This window comes from Aliikangiella litoralis (assembly GCF_052495765.1).
Genome location: NZ_CP199292.1, coordinates 2,220,049 through 2,237,552 on the forward strand (window position 1 = coordinate 2,220,049; position 17,504 = coordinate 2,237,552).

The window sequence follows — 17,504 nt, forward strand, 5'->3', positions numbered from 1 at the left end:
CGTAAAATCAGCCGACTATTGTAGTTGCGTTTTAATTAATTGATTAATACATCGAGGTGATATTTGGATTTTTTAGCTGAATACGGCATGTTTTTAGCGCAAGCGGTTACCATTGTGCTTGCAATTATTCTTGTTTTGGGGGCAATTGCAAATGCTGGACAAAAACATAAGAAAAGTGCAGAAGGGCAAATAGAAGTTGTTAATCTTTCGGAAGAAATCGCGGAAGTTAAGGAAGATATGCTGAAAGAAATTTTGAGTGAGGATGAGTATAAATTATTACTGAAAGAAAAAAAGAAGAAGGAAAAAGCGGAGCAGAAAGATAAGAAGAAAGCCCTAAAAGCCGCAAGTAAGAGTAAGAAGCTATCAGCGAAGAGTGATCATAGTACCGATAGTGAAGATGAAACAGCAGAAGCTGATGAAGCTGATGAACATAAGAAACGTTTGTTCGTTTTGAATTTCTATGGTGATGTTGAAGCTTCTGAAGTAGAAAATCTAAGAGAAGAAGTTTCAGCTATTGTTAGCTCAGCAGAGAAAGGCGATAGAGTTTTATTACGTTTGGAAAGTCCCGGTGGAATGGTTCATGCCTATGGTTTTGCGGCATCACAACTTACAAGAATTAAAGAAGCTGGATTAGAGCTGATTGTGGCTGTAGATCAGGTGGCTGCATCTGGTGGTTATATGATGGCGTGTGTTGCAGATAAAATTATTGCAGCCCCATTTGCGGTTGTTGGTTCTATTGGCGTGGTTGCAGAAATCCCTAATTTTCATCGGTTGTTAAAACACAATAAAGTTGATTATGAGCAGCATACCGCAGGTGATTATAAGCGTACCTTAACGATGTTTGCAGAAAATACCGATGAAGCTAGAACAAAATTTAAACAGGAGCTGCAAGAAACACATGAGTTGTTTAAACAGTTCATTACCGATAATCGACCAACATTAGCTGTTGATACAGTGGCAACTGGCGAGCACTGGTATGGTACTCAGGCATTAAAATTAGGTTTGATTGATGTTATTCAAACCAGTGATGACTTTGTTATGAGTTTTGCCGATTCTTACGATGTTTTTGAAGTAACTTATCAAATCAAAAAGCCATTGTCAGAAAGATTGTCTTTTTCTGTTCAGTCAGCAGTAGAGAAAGGCTTTTTATCTGTTTGGAAAAAAAGCATTGAATCACGTTTGTTTAAAAGCTAAATAATATTAGTGGAAAACAATATGCAGGCTCAATTTTGGTTGGATAAATGGCAAAAACAAGAAACAGGTTTTCACTTGCAGCAGGTTCATCCTCTGCTAAAAAAATATGCCGATAAAGTCTTTGCTGATAGCTCAAGTGTATTTATTCCTTTGTGCGGAAAAACTAATGACATAATGTTTTTTTCTAATCAAGGCGTTAATACTTTAGGCGTTGAGTTAAGCGCTAAAGCAGTCAATGACTTTTTTAAAGAGCAAAAACTGACTGTTGAGTTGAACGCAAGAGGAAAGTTCGATTCATATTCGAGCGAAGCAATTGAAATATTAGTCGGAGATTATTTTAATCTAAGTGCTTTTGATGTTTCTTCATGTGGTCATATTTATGACCGAGCAGCATTAATAGCGCTACCGATTGAAATGCGAGCCAGTTACGTACGAAAAATGCACGAGCTATTTAGCCAAGCTAATATGTTACTGATTGCGCTCGAATATGATCAACAGGTAATGCAAGGTCCTCCTTTTAGTGTTGAACAAAAAGAGATCGCCCAGCTATTTAATTTTGCTCAATGTGAAAAGCTTTATTCCAAAAATATTATTTCTGTTGAGCCAAAATTTGAAGCGAAAGGGTTAAATTACTTAAATGAGTGTGCTTATTTTATTCGCTGGTAAGCACAGAATAAGCACCAATTGAGCAACAGATAGACTGCAATAAATAGAGAATAAAAAATGAAAGCAATAAAACCTTATGGTAGTTGGTCATCAGAATTAACCGCCGATATATTGGCTAATAAAGGTAAACGATATGGCCATATGGATTTAGATAATGGTTGTTTGTATTGGTTAGAAGTGAGGGCTTCAGAAAAAGGTCGGGGTGTGCTTGTTAAATGCAATCCGGATAATTCTCGGGAAGAAGTTTTGCCTGCTAATATTAGTGTTCGAACAAAAGTTCACGAGTATGGCGGTGGAGATTTTCTTGTTTCAAATGGAAAAGTTTATTTTTCTAATGCTGATGATAATAGAGTTTATGTTTTTGATGACGAAATAAAAGCTGTCACACCAATAGATATCAATAAAAAGTGTCGCTATGCTGATTTTTGTGTTTCTCCAAATGGAGATTATTTATTTGCAGTAAGAGAAACGCACCATAATAATCAGGTGACAAATGAATTAGTCTGCATTTTTTTACAAGAAGGAACTGTACAAGTTGTAGACTCTAATTTTGAATTCTATAGTTTTCCAAGAGTGACTAAAGCTGGTAATAGAATCTGCTGGACTTGTTGGAACAGACCCGATATGCCGTGGGATTCTGCTGAGCTTTGGTTAGCCGATCTGCATTCTGATGGAAGTGTTGATGCTAAACATCATGTAACTGGCGGGGATTCTACATGCATTTTTCAACCCGAATGGGGATTTAATGGTGTGTTACATTACATTAGTGATGCGAGTGGGTGGTCAAATATATATTCCCATCGTGACGGCATATTGAATGCATTAACACCGATTGATAGAGACTTTAGTGTACCTCAATGGGTTTTTGGGCTCGGGACTTATGTGATTAACGCTGACGGTACTTTATATGCTTTAAATTTTGAAGCTGGTCAGCAGCAGTTAAACCATATCGATCCTAAAACCGGACATATTGAGCCTATTCCTCTTCCATTTAAACAATTCTCGGGACCATTATTAGGGGATGAAAACTCTCTCTATTTTTGTGCCGCAGGACCAGCGGTTGAAGTTGCTATGTACCGTTACGATATACAGTCGAAAAAGTGTTTTTTGCTCAGTGAGACTTCTTCTTTTGCCTTGCCTGTTGAAGATATTAGTGTCGCTCAGCCAATTCAGTTTAAGTCTGAGGCTGAACGCCAATGTTTTGCCTTTTATTATCCTCCTAAAAATGCGGCCTATGAGGCACCAGAAAATACTTATCCACCTTTAATTGTAATGAGTCACGGTGGCCCAACATCTTATTGTGAAAATTCTTTAGATGCAGGAGTCCAGTTTTGGACTAATCGAGGATTTGCTGTTGTTGATGTTAACTATAGTGGTAGTACTGGCTACGGCAAAAAATATAGAGAAAGGTTAACTGGGCAATGGGGAGTTGTTGATGTTGAAGATTGTGTTGCAGCTGCAAAATATTTAGTTGAAAAAAAATTAGCGTGTGCAAAAAGTTTACTCATTCGAGGAGGTAGTGCTGGTGGTTACACCACTTTATGTGCATTAACATTTACTGATGTATTTGCTGCCGGCATGAGTCGATATGGAGTGGCCGATCTAGAGTCTCTCGCTTCTGACAGCCATAAATTTGAATCAAGATATCTAGATAAAATTGTTGGTCCTTACCCAGAAGCTAAAGCCCTTTATCAAGAGCGCTCACCAATTCATTTCACCAACAAGCTTTCTTGCCCTGTACTTCTTTTGCAAGGAGCCGATGATAAAGTTGTACCGCCTAATCAAGCCGAAGCGATGGTTGAAGCACTCGATAAAAAGAAACTACCTTATGCTTATATTTTGTTTGATGGAGAAGGGCATGGTTTTCGTCAGGCTTCAACAATCATTAAAGCATTTAATGCTGAATTGGATTTTTATCGTCAAATATTGGGAATAAAGTCTGACGAAGATATTGAGACATTAAAAATAAATAACTTGGGTTAATTAAATTTTATTAGTTGCTGTTTGTAGTGTGTTCGATGAACTCAAACACACTACGTGTTATATGTTTTTTATTCTTTATGTTCCTTACAAATCAACTCACCACATTGTCTTGGAAGCTCTTCTTTAAGCAGCTTGCAATAAAATAAAATTGGCGTTTTGGGTTCGTTGTAAGTGCAAGTTTTGCAAATTGAAAAACTTGATTTATTTCGGCTGCTTTGTATATCTTTTAATAATGATTCGAGCTGCCATTGTAGTGTATTCTCTTCATCGTCTGACAGTTTATCTAAAGAGTTGGTAAAACTGCTTGGAGGCATTGTATCTTCAATCAAGTTTTTTCCTTTTTCCGTTAAGTTGAGGTGAATGACTCGACGATCAACTTTATCCGCTACTTTAACCAGTAACTCTTTAGATTCAAGCAAACTTATAGATTGAGAAATAGTGCCTTTAGTAACGCCTAAATACTCTGATACACTTGCTGGTGTATTACTAAATTTGTTACAACGTGACAGGTAACTTAGTACTTCTAAGTGTACAGGGTGAAGTCCGTGTTGAACTCCTTTATGCCTTATTTCACTCCGAAGTAATGTACTGATACGTTCTAGTAGATTATATGTTTTGCAGACATTTTTCATTTTATTCAACCTATCTAATGAGTATATTGTTTTTGTTTTTAACACATTGGCGTAAACAGCATTCAGTTTAAACTTGGATAAAATTTATTTAGAAGCGAAACCAAATTGGGCTGTTATTTTTATTTTTATACGCAAGGGAAGGCATTATAGCTCTTTTGTGATGCTTTTTGTTTTTATTTATTGTTATACCTAATTAAAAGCAATATTTTTATGCTTGTATAAGTTGTAAAGTTTTTACACTTTACATTGTATTGTTTATAAACTTTTGCCTGTTAGTGATATTTTTTTCTTTAAATAAAAGAGCTTATAAAAAATAAGTAAAGAAATACTGTTTTTTTACTGATTGTTTTTCCTGTAAATTCCGTTTTTTGGGTTGTTAACACACATTTTCTTTTTATATCAAAAAGCTATATAGGTATTCAGTTTTTCGCTTTTTTATATATTAAATTGGTCAATCTAATGAGTTTTTTTAAGTGTATCTGTGGTGAGTAAAATAATATCGAGGCAAAATGTATTTTAAATCAAAATGCGTAGTCAGTATGTATAAATAATTGCCAGTCAAAACTAGAAAAGGTGGCTGTTTTAATCCGTTTGGACCCATTGGTTTAGCTTTCTTGTTTATAGTGGTTTTATCATCAAAAAAAACAGCTATAAAAGTTCGTTTATAAGTAGAAATGGCATTTATTAATTAACAAAATTTCAGTTGGTTGTTATCGATAAATATGATGAATTTAAATCTTAACTCAAAATCAATGCAAGATTAAGCGGCATTAATTTTGAGTAGTAATAATAAGTTAATTTAGGGTAATAGGTACTCTAGTTTTTGTCATGAGTTTTTGCGACAACATCTGCGAGTGCTTTTTCGGTCTTAAGGTTAAGCTCTGTTTCATCTCCATCTAAAACACCTGCTTCAGGATCATTGTATATATCGATATTAAGTTTACCTTCACTCTTAGCAACTACGCTGGATACAACCGCATCGCCAGAAACATTAACGGCTGTTCGGAGCATATCAAGTAAACGATCAACGCCTAGAATTAAACCAATACCTTCTACTGGCAAATTTACTTGAGCAAAAACCATTGATAACATAATTAAACCAACACCAGGAACTCCTGCGGTACCAATGGACGCTAATACTGACATGAGAATGACTGTAAGGTATCCTGAAATACCTAAGTCAACGCCATACACATTGGCAATAAAAACAGTTGCTACGCCTTGCATGATGGCAGTGCCATCCATATTAATTGTTGCTCCAAAAGGAATAGTAAATGAAGCGACAGAATTGTTAACGCCTAAACGCTCGGTTACAGTGCGTAATGTAACGGGGATGGTTGCATTAGAGCTTGATGTACTAAAAGCAAACACTTGCGTGTTACGCATTTTTTTTAAGAATATAATGGGGCTTAAACGTGAAAAAATTTTTAGTACAGCTTGTAGTGTAACAAACAAATGAAATAATAAAGCGCCTACAAGTACGGCGACATAGCTAAGAAGTTGTAGTAAAAGTTCGAGACCTAAGTTGGCAATCGCTTTTGCAAGCAAACAAAATACAGCATAAGGCGCAGCGGTCATAACAATATTAACCATTTTCATCATAACTTCATTAAGTAGTTCTGTGGCTTCAATTAATGACTTGGCTTTTTTTCCTACCATTAGCATACTGATACCGACTAAAATCGCAAAGAAAATAATTGATAACATATCACCGTTTACCATTGCTGCAATTGGATTGCTTGGCACAATATTGATTAGTACCTGAGATAATGCTGGTGCTTCTTTTCCTGTAAAAGCAGCGTTTGATTGGGCATTAATTCCTTCGCCAATGCCTAAACCGGCAGCAATAATAATTGCTGTTGCAATAGCAATAGCTGTGGTTAACATGTACAAAGCAAAAGATTTGCTACCGATTTTGCCAAGTAATTTAATATCCCCAATGCCACAAACACCGCATATAAGAGAAAATAAAACCAAGGGGACAACTAACATTTTCAGTGCATTAACAAACATCGTTCCTACAACATGAAAGAAACCATTAACAAAATATTGGTTGATAAAAGAGCCGTCGGTATTCAAGTTGGCTATATTGATAATCAAGCCTACTATAAGGCCAACAACCATTGCGATTATCACTTTTTGGGTTAAGCTCATGATTATTCCCTTTGTTATTTTTTTAGGTTAATTATTAAGTAGATTAACAGTTTCAGCACTGAAACTAAAGAGAAGCTATTGGGGCAGAGGTGAAGTTTCTACCCCCAATTTTTATGAATTAAAGCTGAAATGGGTAAACTGAACCTAAATTTAATATTCGTGTTAATTCATCTAATGCAGAACGTGACTCTTCCAACAATTGTGGATCGGCAAGATCTTTTTCAGTTAATGTGTCTCGATAGTGTTTTTCAACCCAGTTATTCAGTGTCGAGAACAGTTGTTCGTTCATAAAAACAGAATGATTCGTTGCTGCTAATTCGGTTTCATTTAAAACGACTCTCTGTCTTAAACAAGCTGGACCACCACCATTTTGCATACTTTGTTTAACATCGTATATTTTGACTTCTTTGATAGGGTTATCTGCCAAGATAACGCTATCCAGATAGGATTTTACTTTTTCATTCTCATGACATTCTCCAGGAGCAATGATTGCCATGTGATCGGGGCCAAGTGTAACTAATTGGCTATTAAATAAATAAGAATGTACTGCATCTTTTACACTAACAAGTTGTTCTGGGACCATTACAAAATGAAGTGGTTGTTCACCAAAAGCATTTTGTAGATCACTCAACACTTGCTCAGTATTTAAGAATGCATTTTCATGGTAAAACAGACAGTTTTGATTGCCTACCGCAATAACATCATTATGAAATACCCCAGCATCAATAACATCTGGGTGCTGTTGAGCAAAAACTGTTTTATTAGTTGATAATTCATGTAAGCGTGCGATTGCTTGAGAAGCTTCAAATGTTTGACGTGCTGGAAACTTCTTTGGTGCTGGTTTAGTTGCATCAAAAGCATATTTGCCGTAAACAAAAAACTCTACGCCAGTTGATTGATAATCGGTGCAAAACCGTGTGTGATTCGCCGCACCTTCATCACCAAAATGATCACCTAGTGGCAAAGGTTCATGATGGACAAAGTGAGCATCGTTACTAAAGATTGCTTTTAGTATTCGTGAAGTTGTTGGTGATTCAATTGAGCGGTGAAATTTGTTAGATAAGTTGGCCGCAGTAAAATGAACTTTAGCATCTTTAGTATCTGCACTGGGAGAAACAGTACAAGCATTAGCTGTCCACATACTTGATGCAGAGCAGGTTGCTGCATATATAGCTGGAGCTTGTTGTGAAGCTTGTTGAATAACTTCTGCGTCACTTCCTTTAAAACCCAGTAAACGTAAAGTATTAACATCTGGACGTTCAAGTGGAGGTAGTACTGCTTGTTTTAAGCCCATATCCGATAGGGCTTTCATTTTGGCTAGACCTTGCAATGCCCCTTGTTTGGGATTAGATGCTTGATCAGCATTTTTTAATGAAGCGACATTACCCACTGATAATCCCGCATAGTTATGAGTTGGTCCGACAAGACCGTCAAAGTTAACTTCAAAAGCTCGCATGTTAATACTCTTTTAAATCAGTTTATATTTACAAATGTGGTCGCTTGGGTAAGTGGAAGACCTTTCACTTATGAAATTGATAATATTGATAATATAAAGTTACAGCAGGCGTTAATAAAATCTCACTCTAACACTGTCACCTTGTTTTAGCATTAGGGCGTCTGCTAATTCTGAGTTTACGTTAATTTTATGTGCCATAGGCGCCTCTAATTTGGCTAGGCAAGCCCTAAATGACTTTAGTTTAGTATTACTTATCATAGCATTGGTTGCCGACTTTGCTGGGGTATCGTCGATATTAACTTCTAGTTCAAAGCTTTCTTTCACTGAGTTGACCTCAGTGATAGGGGCTTCTATTGTTGGTCCAGCATCAAAAATATCAACATAGCCTGTATAGCGGAAACCTTCAGCTTTTAGCATTTGCACTGCTGGTCTGGTTTGAGCATGAACTTTGCCTATAGCTGCTTGGGCTTCAGCAGTGAGCATGGGTACATAAACTGGATGGTATGGCATTAATTCAGCGATAAATTGATAATTACCTTCACCATTCACTTTATCGGCGGTGTCAAAGTCAATACCAAAGAAATGTCTGCCCAAGCTTTCCCAGAAAGGTGAACGCCCGTTGTCATCTGAAAAGCCACGCATTTCGGCAACCACTCTGTCACCAAAACGTTTAGGGTGTTGTGCCATAAATAAGAATCGACATTTTGATAATAAAATACCATTCCCTCCGCCACGAAAGTCTGGAGATAAAAATAAGGTGCATATTTCAGAAGCATCTGTAAAGTCATTCGTTAGTGTTAAAAAGTTGAGCTTACGGTAAATATTCAATGACTTTGAATAATGTACCTCAGTATTGAGCTTGTAGGTATAAAATGGCTGGGTGCTGCCAACTGCTGCAACAATGCCACTTGTACCAACAACTTGCTGGCTTTCTGTATCTTCCAGAATAAATAAATAACACTCATCAGATGGGTTGCCCTCTGTTTTATTGAAAGCGTCAATCGAATCTTGGATTTTTCTTTTTAGATGCGCTTCATTATGAGGTAAGGTTGTTAATCCTGTACCTGTTTTCGCAGCCAAACCGACTATATCTTCAAGATCATCCATTTTGACCGGACGGATTACCATCATCTGGCTATTTCTCCTGTATTCCTGATTTTCAAGTGGGCAGCTATTATACGCAAGTTCGTTAACTAAGGTAAAAGCTAAATCGGTAAATTTTTTTGCCATTGTCTGACTTAAGGATGGTTTTTATATAATTATTGTGAATTTTTCACAGAATCAGTCACTAATTTCTACCTTGGAGAACTGGGAGCTAATAATAATCTTTATTTTGTTAAAAAAGATGAGCCGAAGGGTGGAAACTGATGCTCAAATTAGCGATGATACCCAAGTCTAGCAAGACAGTGTTATATCTAATACCAATTGAATTGTAATTACAGGAAAAAAACATGACGAACGTATCGCGTGAGACTTTTGATGAAGTTATGGTACCTAACTACTCACCATTAAAAATAATTCCAGTCAAAGGGAAAGGGGCCAAGCTTTGGGATAAAGACGGTAAAGAGTTTATCGACTTTGCAGGAGGGATAGCGGTTAACGCTTTAGGTCATTGTAACCCTGAACTCGTTAGTGCATTAAAAGAGCAGGCGGATAAGTTGTGGCATTTAAGTAATGTTTTTACGAATGAGCCGGCACTTGAATTGGGACAAAAACTTGTTAATGCCACTTTTGCAGATAAGGTTTTTTATGCCAATTCGGGAGGAGAAGCAAATGAAGCGGCATTTAAATTAGCCCGTAAATATGCTTCAGAAAATTTTGGTAGTGATAAAAATGAAATCATTTCTTTTAAGCAATCTTTTCATGGTAGAACATTATTTACTGTGAGTGTGGGGGGGCAGCCTAAATATACGGAAGGGTTTGAGCCGCTACCTCAGGGGATTACACATTTAGAATATAATAATCTTGAAATGTTGGAAAATGCGGTTTCAGATAAAACTTGTGCGATTGTACTTGAACCGGTTCAAGGAGAAGGTGGAATTATTCCTGCGACACAAGCTTTTATGCAAAAAGTTCGTGAATTATGTGACAAGTTTAATGCTGTCATGGTGCTTGATGAGATACAAACAGGTATGGGGCGTACCGGTGAATTATTTGCTTACATGGGATACGGTGTTGAGCCCGATGTTTTAACCAGTGCAAAAGCATTAGGCGGTGGTTTCCCTATAGGTGCTATGTTAGCTAAAGATAAATTTGCTGCGTCTTTAAAAGTTGGTACCCACGGTAGCACTTATGGCGGTAATGCACTCGCTTGTGCTGTTGCAAGCAAAGCTTTTGACTTAATTAGTGCGCCTAGCTTGTTGAATGGTGTAAAAGAAAAGCGTGCTTTATACGAAACTAAACTACAAATGATTAATGAAAAATATAATGTTTTTGATGAAGTTCGAGGTCAAGGACTTTTGATTGGTGCTGTGTTGAATGAAAAATATTTAGGGCGTGCTCGTGACTTTATGGTTGCTTCTTTAGAAGAAAACTTAATGATTTTGATGGCTGGTCCTAATGTTATCCGTTTTGCGCCATCTTTGGTTGTTACCGAAGCAGAAATTGAGCAAGGAATGGCTGCTTTTGAAAAAGCCGTCGCTAAAATTGTTGAGTAATTAGATGAGAGTAAACTGGTTTTTTTAACCAGTTTACTCTATATACTGATCTTATGTTTTTGCCCACACAATGTAACGCTTTTAGCGTCACTTTTTGGGTAGAAAAATACTTAAAAGCATCTTCATACATTGTTGAGTTGACAATACTGACTACAATTTCAGGTTTTGCGTTTTTATAATACTGCCATTGAACACCTTGGCTCATTGCATAATCATTTTTTGATTCACGTCCTGTGGTATAGAGTTGGGGAGATAGCATATCTATACTTTCACTAGAAAAAAAACTTTCCATCAATTGTGACGCGTTTTTTATACCATATGGAGCTGAGTGGCTAATAGTGACTAATACTGATAAGCCTTGTCTTTTGGCCGCTGAAAACATTGACTCAAATTGATTCTCAAGGTTGGTATCTCCTATTTCAATATCAAAGGCAAGGCCATCGTATTGAGCGAATTGATTATTATGAATTGCGTCATTAACAGCATTTATCACTGAACTACTCCAACTACCATTATGATTACCTCCACCTAGGCAAAGGTATTTTTTCCCAATCAATTTATGCAAAAGATGCTGGCTATTTTCTAGGGCTGTTTTGGGATCAGCCCACCCACTGAATGAGACACTTAAGGTTGCCCCATCGGTTGCTTTAGTAGGAGACCAGGTCCAGTCGTAGTAACCAATATGCTCTGGAGTGTTAACTGGTAGTTGACCTTCATGGTTGGCAGTGACAATTGGAATATTAATCAATTGACCGGATATGAGTTGTTCTGCTTTGCTTTGAGGGTTGGCAGATTCAATATCCGCGACTGTGATATTGGCTGTTTTTGAGAGACATTGTGCAATATCGTAATAGGTGTTTCCTGTTAAAATGGTGTAATGTAATATGACTTCATTAGAAGATGCTTTGGGAATGTTGATAACTTGTCCTGGTGATAAATACTTAGGCGATATACCAGGATTTACTTCCATTATTTTTTCCCATGTAACACCAGCACATTGATTCAATTTGTTAGCTAATCCCCAGTAGGTGTCTCCAGGTAAAATAGTGTATTTTAGAGCTATTGACATGAGTTGTTCTCCTTTGGGGAACGTATATGAAATATAAATAAACGAATTGAGTCAATTCTTCTATAGCATTTAATTGCAGAAATAACCTATCAATACTGATTACTGATTATAGTTCAATAACTATAAAGAAAAAGAGCTAAGAGTTTTAATTTAAAAAGTAGAAAACAGACAAGTCGACTATTGACGCTGGCAGGTATCGTACAAACATCACTAAATTAGATAAATAAATGCATAGAATCATGCTTTCATTGGTTGTTTGGTTTGTCGCAATACTTATTATTTATCGATTTTTAATTTTTCACTAGGGTCTATATATTCATTAAAAATTACATTAAATGAGTTTTTGACGATATTCTTATATGCTAGAGTCTTGTTTTAAATTGACACAAGATGGAAGGTAATAATGAGTACAAAAAAAGAAAGAGATATCGAAAAAGAATATTCTACTACAGAATTTGTAGCAAAACTTAGACGATTAGCTGACGCATTAGAAAACGATGAAAAATTTGAAATTCAAATTGCAGGTGAAAGAATTTATGTGCCTGTGAGAGCTAAATATAATATTGAACACGAACGGGAAGGTAACAGTGAAGAAATTGAGTTTCAAATTAAGTGGGAAAATGAGTAGTGAAGAAAGCTCAATTTTTGGCTTTTAATTTAGTAGTCGCGGCGCTGTTTAAAAGCGTCCGCGCACGGATATTGAGTGAACAGCATAATGAAAGAATTACACTAATTACTATTTTTGATTTCTCGTATTGGTAATTGAATATTACATAACTCTATTTTACCTGTAGGATCAACAAACCAACTTTCTAGACGGTGAGTTTTGGCTTTTACAAATTGTTGAAATACTGGAGTGTCTGTTCGTAAAACTTCTAGTTGCAGTTGCTTCTCTTTGGGTAGCTGGTTACCTAAACGGAGGCTTTTTATTTTTGTATGTTCTGAGGGATTTTGATAAAAGCCCATTGAACCTTTGCCGCGCGGCAGAGTTGATAATAATTCCATTCCCCAAAGCACTCGGCCAACTAGAGTGACATTTTTATCTAAATGTCGTGGTGAATGGCCAGTCACCACATAAAGCTCAGCACCATTACCACTATTAGGATTAGTATCTCTACCTACACCAAGCATGCCATAACAGTGAGTCAACCATGCATGTTGAGAGTTGTAGCCCACAGGAAAACCATCAACAAAGCCGACCTTGTCGGCATAAGCATCTTGGCTATTGACTGAAGCTATTTTTATTCCTTTGCGGGAGCGAAAAAATTCTGCCTCAATTTGTTCTTTGGCTAACTGACTCGCCTTTACTTTGGGTTTTGGGTTTGCCCATTGAACAACATAATTATCCTGCGAGCGAATAAAGGCTGAGTCATCAAAATATTTGGCGTTAATTAATTGATGGATATTATTGATAGTATTAGGCGCAAAGGTAGGCGCCAATTCAAATATTACAGTACCTTTGTCCAGTTCCATATAAATTAAGTTTTCTTGCTTAGGATTTCGCCAATCTTTACTGTTACTTGACTCTAGTACTTTATGGCTCGTTAATGACTCCTTTGCGTTGACAAATGAGAAAATGTTGGCACATATTATGATTACCCATATTAGAGATAATTGTTGTTTTTTTATCATTTTTTTTAATTTTTTGTCGTATTGTGGGGCCATCTTAATTTAATTCTAAGACAATGTGCAAGTCTTCGTATTGCTATGCAAGAATATTAACGTAATTATTTTTTATCTGTTTTTTGTTGTTTTTTTGCAAAAGAGTTATCTATTCGGGGGATACAAATAATAAGAATAATTCCAATTGAGCTGCTACTTTTAGTGGTAGGTTTAGCGTGACTCTTTTTATGCGATTAAATTTAAAAGGAAAGATAAAATGAAAATAATAATAGATTTAAATAAGAAACATAAAGTTTTTGGATTTATTGCTCTGGTTTGTCTGGGGCTTGTCAGCTGTAAAAATACGAAGATACCGACAAATGAAAATTTAAGTGATGAGAACACTACTACAAGTTTTGGTCAACTTTTTACTGGATCGCCTTGTGGAAAATATGGAACGCTTGGTTGCATGAATAAAGGAAAGCAGTGCAATGATAATTGGCAGTCTTATTTTAAATCAACAGCGAACAGCATTACTATGACTGCAGGTAATGACTGTCGAACCGTTAGCACTCATGATAGTTGTCAGTTTACAGTTGGTGATGGCGCTATTACTGCAATTAATTTTGATTTTGATATCTCCGACTCTTGTCATGGCCCAGATGGCATTGAGTGGCTTTCATTTTGGATGTATCGTGATCCTTGGTCAAATACTGTTGAAGTGGATTTTATTGAAAGCAAATATGGCCCTGGTTCGGGACTCAACACGAATTTTGCAGGCGTTGGTAATCAAGTCGTTATATTTGACTCAAGCCAAACTACTCGTTGGAAAGGATCGATTATGGCCTCATTTTCTGGCTCAGGTAATGCAGTAGAAGTTACTGTCAGCAATTCTAATAATTCTAATATAGCAACGACAACGCTCACTGAAAGTGATGGCTATTATTTTGTTATGGATACTGCTACAGGCTCTACCGCAACAGATTGTCAGATCACCGTTTCTAATTTAGTTGTAACAAGTGACATTAATTATACTTCACAAATGAACCAGTGTGTTGGGCTCAATGTTGATTAGTGATTATAAGGTAGACTAAAGGCAAGTGAGTCATTATTGTAATGGTCTATAGCCTTGCTCAAAATATTGAGTAAGGCTGGTTTAACGAGATAAAGCTAATTTAAATAACCTGTTTGATTCGATTTGTCATTGACTCTAAAGCTTGTGCTAAGTCACCAATAATATCTTCAACATATTCTAAACCGACTGATAGCCTGACTAAAGTTTCGCTAATTCCTGCAGCATCTCTTTCTTCTGGCTCGTAAGGGGAGTGTGTCATTGATGCCGGATGCTGGATCAGTGATTCAGCATCACCTAAACTCACTGCAATTGAGCACATTTTAAGGCTATTCATAAAATGGACTGTATCATCAAAAGTCCCTTCAATTTCAAACGCCATAATGCCACCGCCTGCTCGCATTTGTCTGCCAATCAGTGAGTAACCTTGATGAGAAGCTAGCCCGGGGTAGTTAACCTGTTTTATCCTGGGGTGAGCTTCCAGATATTGAGCGACTTTCATCGCATTGCTGCAATGCCTTTCTACTCTGACTGATAAAGTTTTAAGACCTCTTATCACTAACCAAGCATCTTGAGGACTCATGACCGCACCCATATCTTTTAAAGTGGTTAATTTGATATTTTCAATTTGCTCTTTACTACCACAGGTAATGCCTGCAATGACATCACCATGCCCATTAAGGTATTTGGTTGCGCTATGAATAATTAGATCAATACCAAACTCAGCAGGATTTTGTAGGGCTGGAGACATAAACGTATTATCAACAATGGACACTAGCTCTGCTTCTTTTGCTATTTTAGCTATCATTTCCATATCAATAACAACCAGATTAGGATTAACAGGGGTTTCAAAATAAATAACTTTTGTATTATCTTTAATCGCCGCTTTAATTGCCTCTTCATTGGTCATATCTACAAAGCTGACCTCGATACCAAAGTCAGCAAATTTATGGTTAAGTAGTGCAAAAGTGCAACCGTAAAGTGCCGCAGAAGCTACTAGATGATCGCCTTTACGTAAATTAGCCAGTAGCGTTGCTGATACTGCCCCCATTCCAGAGCCAAAGGCGGCAGCGTCTTCTGTCAGTTCTAATGCAGCCATACGTTGCTCTAACTCACGAACCGTAGGGTTACCTAATCGTCCGTAAATAAAACCTTCTTCTTCACCCATAAAGCGAGCAGAACCTTGTTCAACATTTTCAAAAATAAAAGTGGATGTTTGGAATATTGGCGTGCTTAAGGCGCCAAATTGATTATCTTTGATTTTTCCAGCGTGAATTGTTTTGGTATCTAAATGTCTTGAGTTTGTCATAAAACCACCTGAATATTTTGAAATATTAGCAATTTGCCTAATAAAAGCTTAGCTGTTTGTTGGGTTTGCAGACTATAAGTATATTGTTGTTTGAGTTTTGTGCAATTAAATTTTGAGTTTTTGCGTAAAAAAGAAATAAAAAAATGTTTTTTGTTTTTTTTAAGGAATTATATAAAGACTGAGGCGTACATTCCTTTGCTTATTCTTAAAGAAATCCAGATAATTGTGCTTAAAACATTATCTTAATATGGCAAACTCGACTAATTGATTACTTTAGTCAGTATTTTATAGAGCGAGATTCATTCTAAAAGTGGGGATAAGTACTGCCAAATTGTTTGCATGAGTATTGGCTGCCCCTTAGCGTTGGGATGTATACCATCTGGCAGCATGAGTGATTTATCGGTGCCTACTTTATTTAAAAATTGGGGAATTAATGTAACATTAGCTTGTTGACTTAACTCTTTATAAATTTGTGAAAAACGCTTGGTGTAAGTGCGCCCAAAGTTAGGAGGAAGCTGTATTTCAGTTAGTATGACTTTAATATTGCGATTCAGGCTAATATTAATCATTTTGGCCAAATTAGAGCGAGTTGTTGCGAGATCAAAACCTCGTAAACCATCATTTCCACCCAGTTCAATAATAATAATTTGGGGCTGTGTAGAGTCAAGTTGAGCGGTTAATCTTTCTAATCCTCCAGATGTTGTTTCGCCACTAATGCTAGCATTAACAATTTTCACCTGTTTATTTTGCTCTGTTACAAAATCTTGTAACAAACTAACCCATCCTTCTTCACGTTTTATATTGTATGCTGCACTCAGGCTGTCGCCAAAAACAAGAATGGTTGTTAGCTGAGAAGCTTGTTGTTTTGATGTTTCTTCCGCCCAAAGTGCTTGCGGTGTAAACAAATAGCTTAATAAAAATGTTACAGTAAATAAAAGAGCTTTCATCAATAATGAATTAATATAATTGAATACATAAAAGCAATTTACCATATTTAGTTTCAATTTGAATAATATAAATGAGTGTATAAATGTTAACCGCTACTAATTTAGGCAAACGAGTATTAACCGGTGAGAATCAACTAACTATTTTAGAGAACATTAGTTTTTCTTTAGATGAAGGGAAGAGCATGGCTATTTTAGGCGAGTCAGGCTCTGGTAAAACAACATTATTAGGCATATTGGCAGGGCTTGATTCGCCGACAGCAGGTTCTGTCTCGTTAAACCAGACATCTATTTTTGATTTAACTGAAGAGCAGAGAGCTTATTTGAGAAAAGAAAACTTGGGGTTTGTTTTTCAAAGCTTTCAATTAATTAATGGCCTAACAGCATTAGAAAATGTGATGATGCCGCTTGAGTTGAGAGGCGATTCAAAGGCAAAAGCTAAGGCGACTGATATGTTGCAAAAAGTTGGATTAGCCGAGCGGTTAAATCACTACACGAACCAACTCTCTGGTGGAGAGCAACAGCGAGTAGCCATTGCTAGAGCTTTTGTTACTGAGCCCAAATTATTATTAGCAGATGAACCGACAGGTAACTTAGATACTGCCACAGGAGAAAAAATTATCAAGCTAATGTTTGAATTAAATGCAGAATTAAATACTACTTTAGTGTTAGTGACTCATGACATTCATTTAGCTGGTTTGTGTCAGCAGTCAATCACTTTAAGTGGTGGGAAAATAGTCAGTCGTAATAATCATTCGTCATAAAA

At 36.6% G+C, this 17,504-nt stretch carries 15 protein-coding genes; 7 read left to right on the plus strand and 8 right to left on the minus strand.

Annotation, left to right across the window (positions count from 1 at the left end):
* Positions 1–63 precede the first annotated feature (63 nt).
* The 3 genes from sohB to ACT5E3_RS09225 are packed head-to-tail and all read left to right on the plus strand — an operon-like array spanning position 64 to position 3,843.
* On the plus strand, positions 64–1,194 hold the full coding sequence (gene sohB / locus ACT5E3_RS09215) for a protease SohB (protein WP_444998015.1): 1,131 nt from the start codon (positions 64–66) through the stop codon (positions 1,192–1,194).
* A 21-nt stretch (positions 1,195–1,215) separates the two neighbouring features.
* A complete protein-coding gene (tmpT, locus tag ACT5E3_RS09220; protein ID WP_444998016.1) occupies positions 1,216–1,860 on the plus strand; it encodes a thiopurine S-methyltransferase in 645 nt (214 codons plus the stop codon).
* 57 nt (positions 1,861–1,917) lie between these two features.
* Positions 1,918–3,843 carry a prolyl oligopeptidase family serine peptidase gene (locus tag ACT5E3_RS09225; protein WP_444998017.1) on the plus strand — a complete coding sequence of 642 codons (1,926 nt, stop codon included), beginning with the start codon at positions 1,918–1,920 and terminating at the stop codon, positions 3,841–3,843.
* Positions 3,844–3,911: 68 nt separating this feature from the next.
* Here ACT5E3_RS09225 and ACT5E3_RS09230 read toward each other — a convergent pair whose 3' ends face one another.
* The 4 genes from ACT5E3_RS09230 to astA form a co-directional block, all read right to left on the minus strand.
* Positions 3,912–4,475: a MarR family winged helix-turn-helix transcriptional regulator gene (locus ACT5E3_RS09230; protein WP_444998018.1), complete on the minus strand. Its 564-nt coding sequence runs from the start codon at positions 4,473–4,475 to the stop codon at positions 3,912–3,914.
* A gap of 816 nt (positions 4,476–5,291) precedes the next feature.
* Positions 5,292–6,629, minus strand: a complete 1,338-nt coding sequence (locus tag ACT5E3_RS09235) for a dicarboxylate/amino acid:cation symporter (RefSeq protein WP_444998019.1) — start codon at positions 6,627–6,629, stop codon at positions 5,292–5,294.
* A 118-nt stretch (positions 6,630–6,747) separates the two neighbouring features.
* On the minus strand, positions 6,748–8,085 hold the full coding sequence (gene astB, locus ACT5E3_RS09240) for an N-succinylarginine dihydrolase (protein WP_444998020.1): 1,338 nt from the start codon (positions 8,083–8,085) through the stop codon (positions 6,748–6,750).
* Between the two features lie 111 nt (positions 8,086–8,196).
* Positions 8,197–9,315: an arginine N-succinyltransferase gene (astA, locus tag ACT5E3_RS09245; RefSeq protein WP_444998021.1), complete on the minus strand. Its 1,119-nt coding sequence runs from the start codon at positions 9,313–9,315 to the stop codon at positions 8,197–8,199.
* 221 nt (positions 9,316–9,536) lie between these two features.
* On the opposite strand from astA, the gene ACT5E3_RS09250 reads away from it, so the two are divergent.
* Positions 9,537–10,742, plus strand: a complete 1,206-nt coding sequence (locus ACT5E3_RS09250; protein WP_444998022.1) for an aspartate aminotransferase family protein — start codon at positions 9,537–9,539, stop codon at positions 10,740–10,742.
* Here the strand turns inward: ACT5E3_RS09250 and ACT5E3_RS09255 are convergent.
* Positions 10,726–11,811, minus strand: coding sequence for a LysM peptidoglycan-binding domain-containing protein (locus ACT5E3_RS09255; RefSeq protein WP_444998023.1), 1,086 nt, complete (start codon positions 11,809–11,811; stop codon positions 10,726–10,728). The genes ACT5E3_RS09250 and ACT5E3_RS09255 overlap by 17 nt on opposite strands.
* Before the next feature lie 403 nt (positions 11,812–12,214).
* On the opposite strand from ACT5E3_RS09255, the gene ACT5E3_RS09260 reads away from it, so the two are divergent.
* A complete protein-coding gene (locus ACT5E3_RS09260) occupies positions 12,215–12,439 on the plus strand; it encodes an amphi-Trp domain-containing protein (RefSeq protein ID WP_444998024.1) in 225 nt (74 codons plus the stop codon).
* 101 nt (positions 12,440–12,540) lie between these two features.
* On the opposite strand, the gene ACT5E3_RS09265 is transcribed toward ACT5E3_RS09260, so the two are convergent.
* Positions 12,541–13,476: a peptidylprolyl isomerase gene (locus ACT5E3_RS09265; RefSeq protein WP_444998025.1), complete on the minus strand. Its 936-nt coding sequence runs from the start codon at positions 13,474–13,476 to the stop codon at positions 12,541–12,543.
* Between the two features lie 214 nt (positions 13,477–13,690).
* On the opposite strand from ACT5E3_RS09265, the gene ACT5E3_RS09270 reads away from it, so the two are divergent.
* Complete coding sequence (locus ACT5E3_RS09270) at positions 13,691–14,488, plus strand: hypothetical protein (protein WP_444998026.1); 798 nt, start codon at positions 13,691–13,693, stop codon at positions 14,486–14,488.
* A gap of 100 nt (positions 14,489–14,588) precedes the next feature.
* On the opposite strand, the gene megL is transcribed toward ACT5E3_RS09270, so the two are convergent.
* Positions 14,589–15,794: a methionine gamma-lyase gene (gene megL, locus ACT5E3_RS09275; RefSeq protein WP_444998027.1), complete on the minus strand. Its 1,206-nt coding sequence runs from the start codon at positions 15,792–15,794 to the stop codon at positions 14,589–14,591.
* Between the two features lie 299 nt (positions 15,795–16,093).
* Complete coding sequence (locus tag ACT5E3_RS09280) at positions 16,094–16,786, minus strand: arylesterase (protein WP_444998028.1); 693 nt, start codon at positions 16,784–16,786, stop codon at positions 16,094–16,096.
* 38 nt (positions 16,787–16,824) lie between these two features.
* On the opposite strand from ACT5E3_RS09280, the gene ACT5E3_RS09285 reads away from it, so the two are divergent.
* The gene (locus tag ACT5E3_RS09285; protein WP_444998029.1) at positions 16,825–17,502 is read left to right on the plus strand and encodes an ABC transporter ATP-binding protein; all 678 of its coding nucleotides are present in this window, start codon (positions 16,825–16,827) and stop codon (positions 17,500–17,502) included.
* Positions 17,503–17,504: the final 2 nt, after the last annotated feature.

Bases quoted from the DNA above. Each gene is read 5' to 3' on its own strand.
- tmpT (WP_444998016.1), top strand. From the start codon at position 1,216: ATGCAGGCTCAATTTTGGTTGGATAAATGGCAAAAACAAGAAACAGGT.
- ACT5E3_RS09225 (WP_444998017.1), top strand. From the start codon at position 1,918: ATGAAAGCAATAAAACCTTATGGTAGTTGGTCATCAGAATTAACCGCC.
- ACT5E3_RS09230 (WP_444998018.1), bottom strand. From the start codon at position 4,475: ATGAAAAATGTCTGCAAAACATATAATCTACTAGAACGTATCAGTACA.
- ACT5E3_RS09235 (WP_444998019.1), bottom strand. From the start codon at position 6,629: ATGAGCTTAACCCAAAAAGTGATAATCGCAATGGTTGTTGGCCTTATA.
- astB (WP_444998020.1), bottom strand. From the start codon at position 8,085: ATGCGAGCTTTTGAAGTTAACTTTGACGGTCTTGTCGGACCAACTCAT.
- astA (WP_444998021.1), bottom strand. From the start codon at position 9,315: ATGGCAAAAAAATTTACCGATTTAGCTTTTACCTTAGTTAACGAACTT.
- ACT5E3_RS09250 (WP_444998022.1), top strand. From the start codon at position 9,537: ATGACGAACGTATCGCGTGAGACTTTTGATGAAGTTATGGTACCTAAC.
- ACT5E3_RS09255 (WP_444998023.1), bottom strand. From the start codon at position 11,811: ATGTCAATAGCTCTAAAATACACTATTTTACCTGGAGACACCTACTGG.
- ACT5E3_RS09260 (WP_444998024.1), top strand. From the start codon at position 12,215: ATGAGTACAAAAAAAGAAAGAGATATCGAAAAAGAATATTCTACTACA.
- ACT5E3_RS09265 (WP_444998025.1), bottom strand. From the start codon at position 13,476: ATGGCCCCACAATACGACAAAAAATTAAAAAAAATGATAAAAAAACAA.
- ACT5E3_RS09270 (WP_444998026.1), top strand. From the start codon at position 13,691: ATGAAAATAATAATAGATTTAAATAAGAAACATAAAGTTTTTGGATTT.
- megL (WP_444998027.1), bottom strand. From the start codon at position 15,794: ATGACAAACTCAAGACATTTAGATACCAAAACAATTCACGCTGGAAAA.
- ACT5E3_RS09280 (WP_444998028.1), bottom strand. From the start codon at position 16,786: ATGGTAAATTGCTTTTATGTATTCAATTATATTAATTCATTATTGATG.
- ACT5E3_RS09285 (WP_444998029.1), top strand. From the start codon at position 16,825: ATGTTAACCGCTACTAATTTAGGCAAACGAGTATTAACCGGTGAGAAT.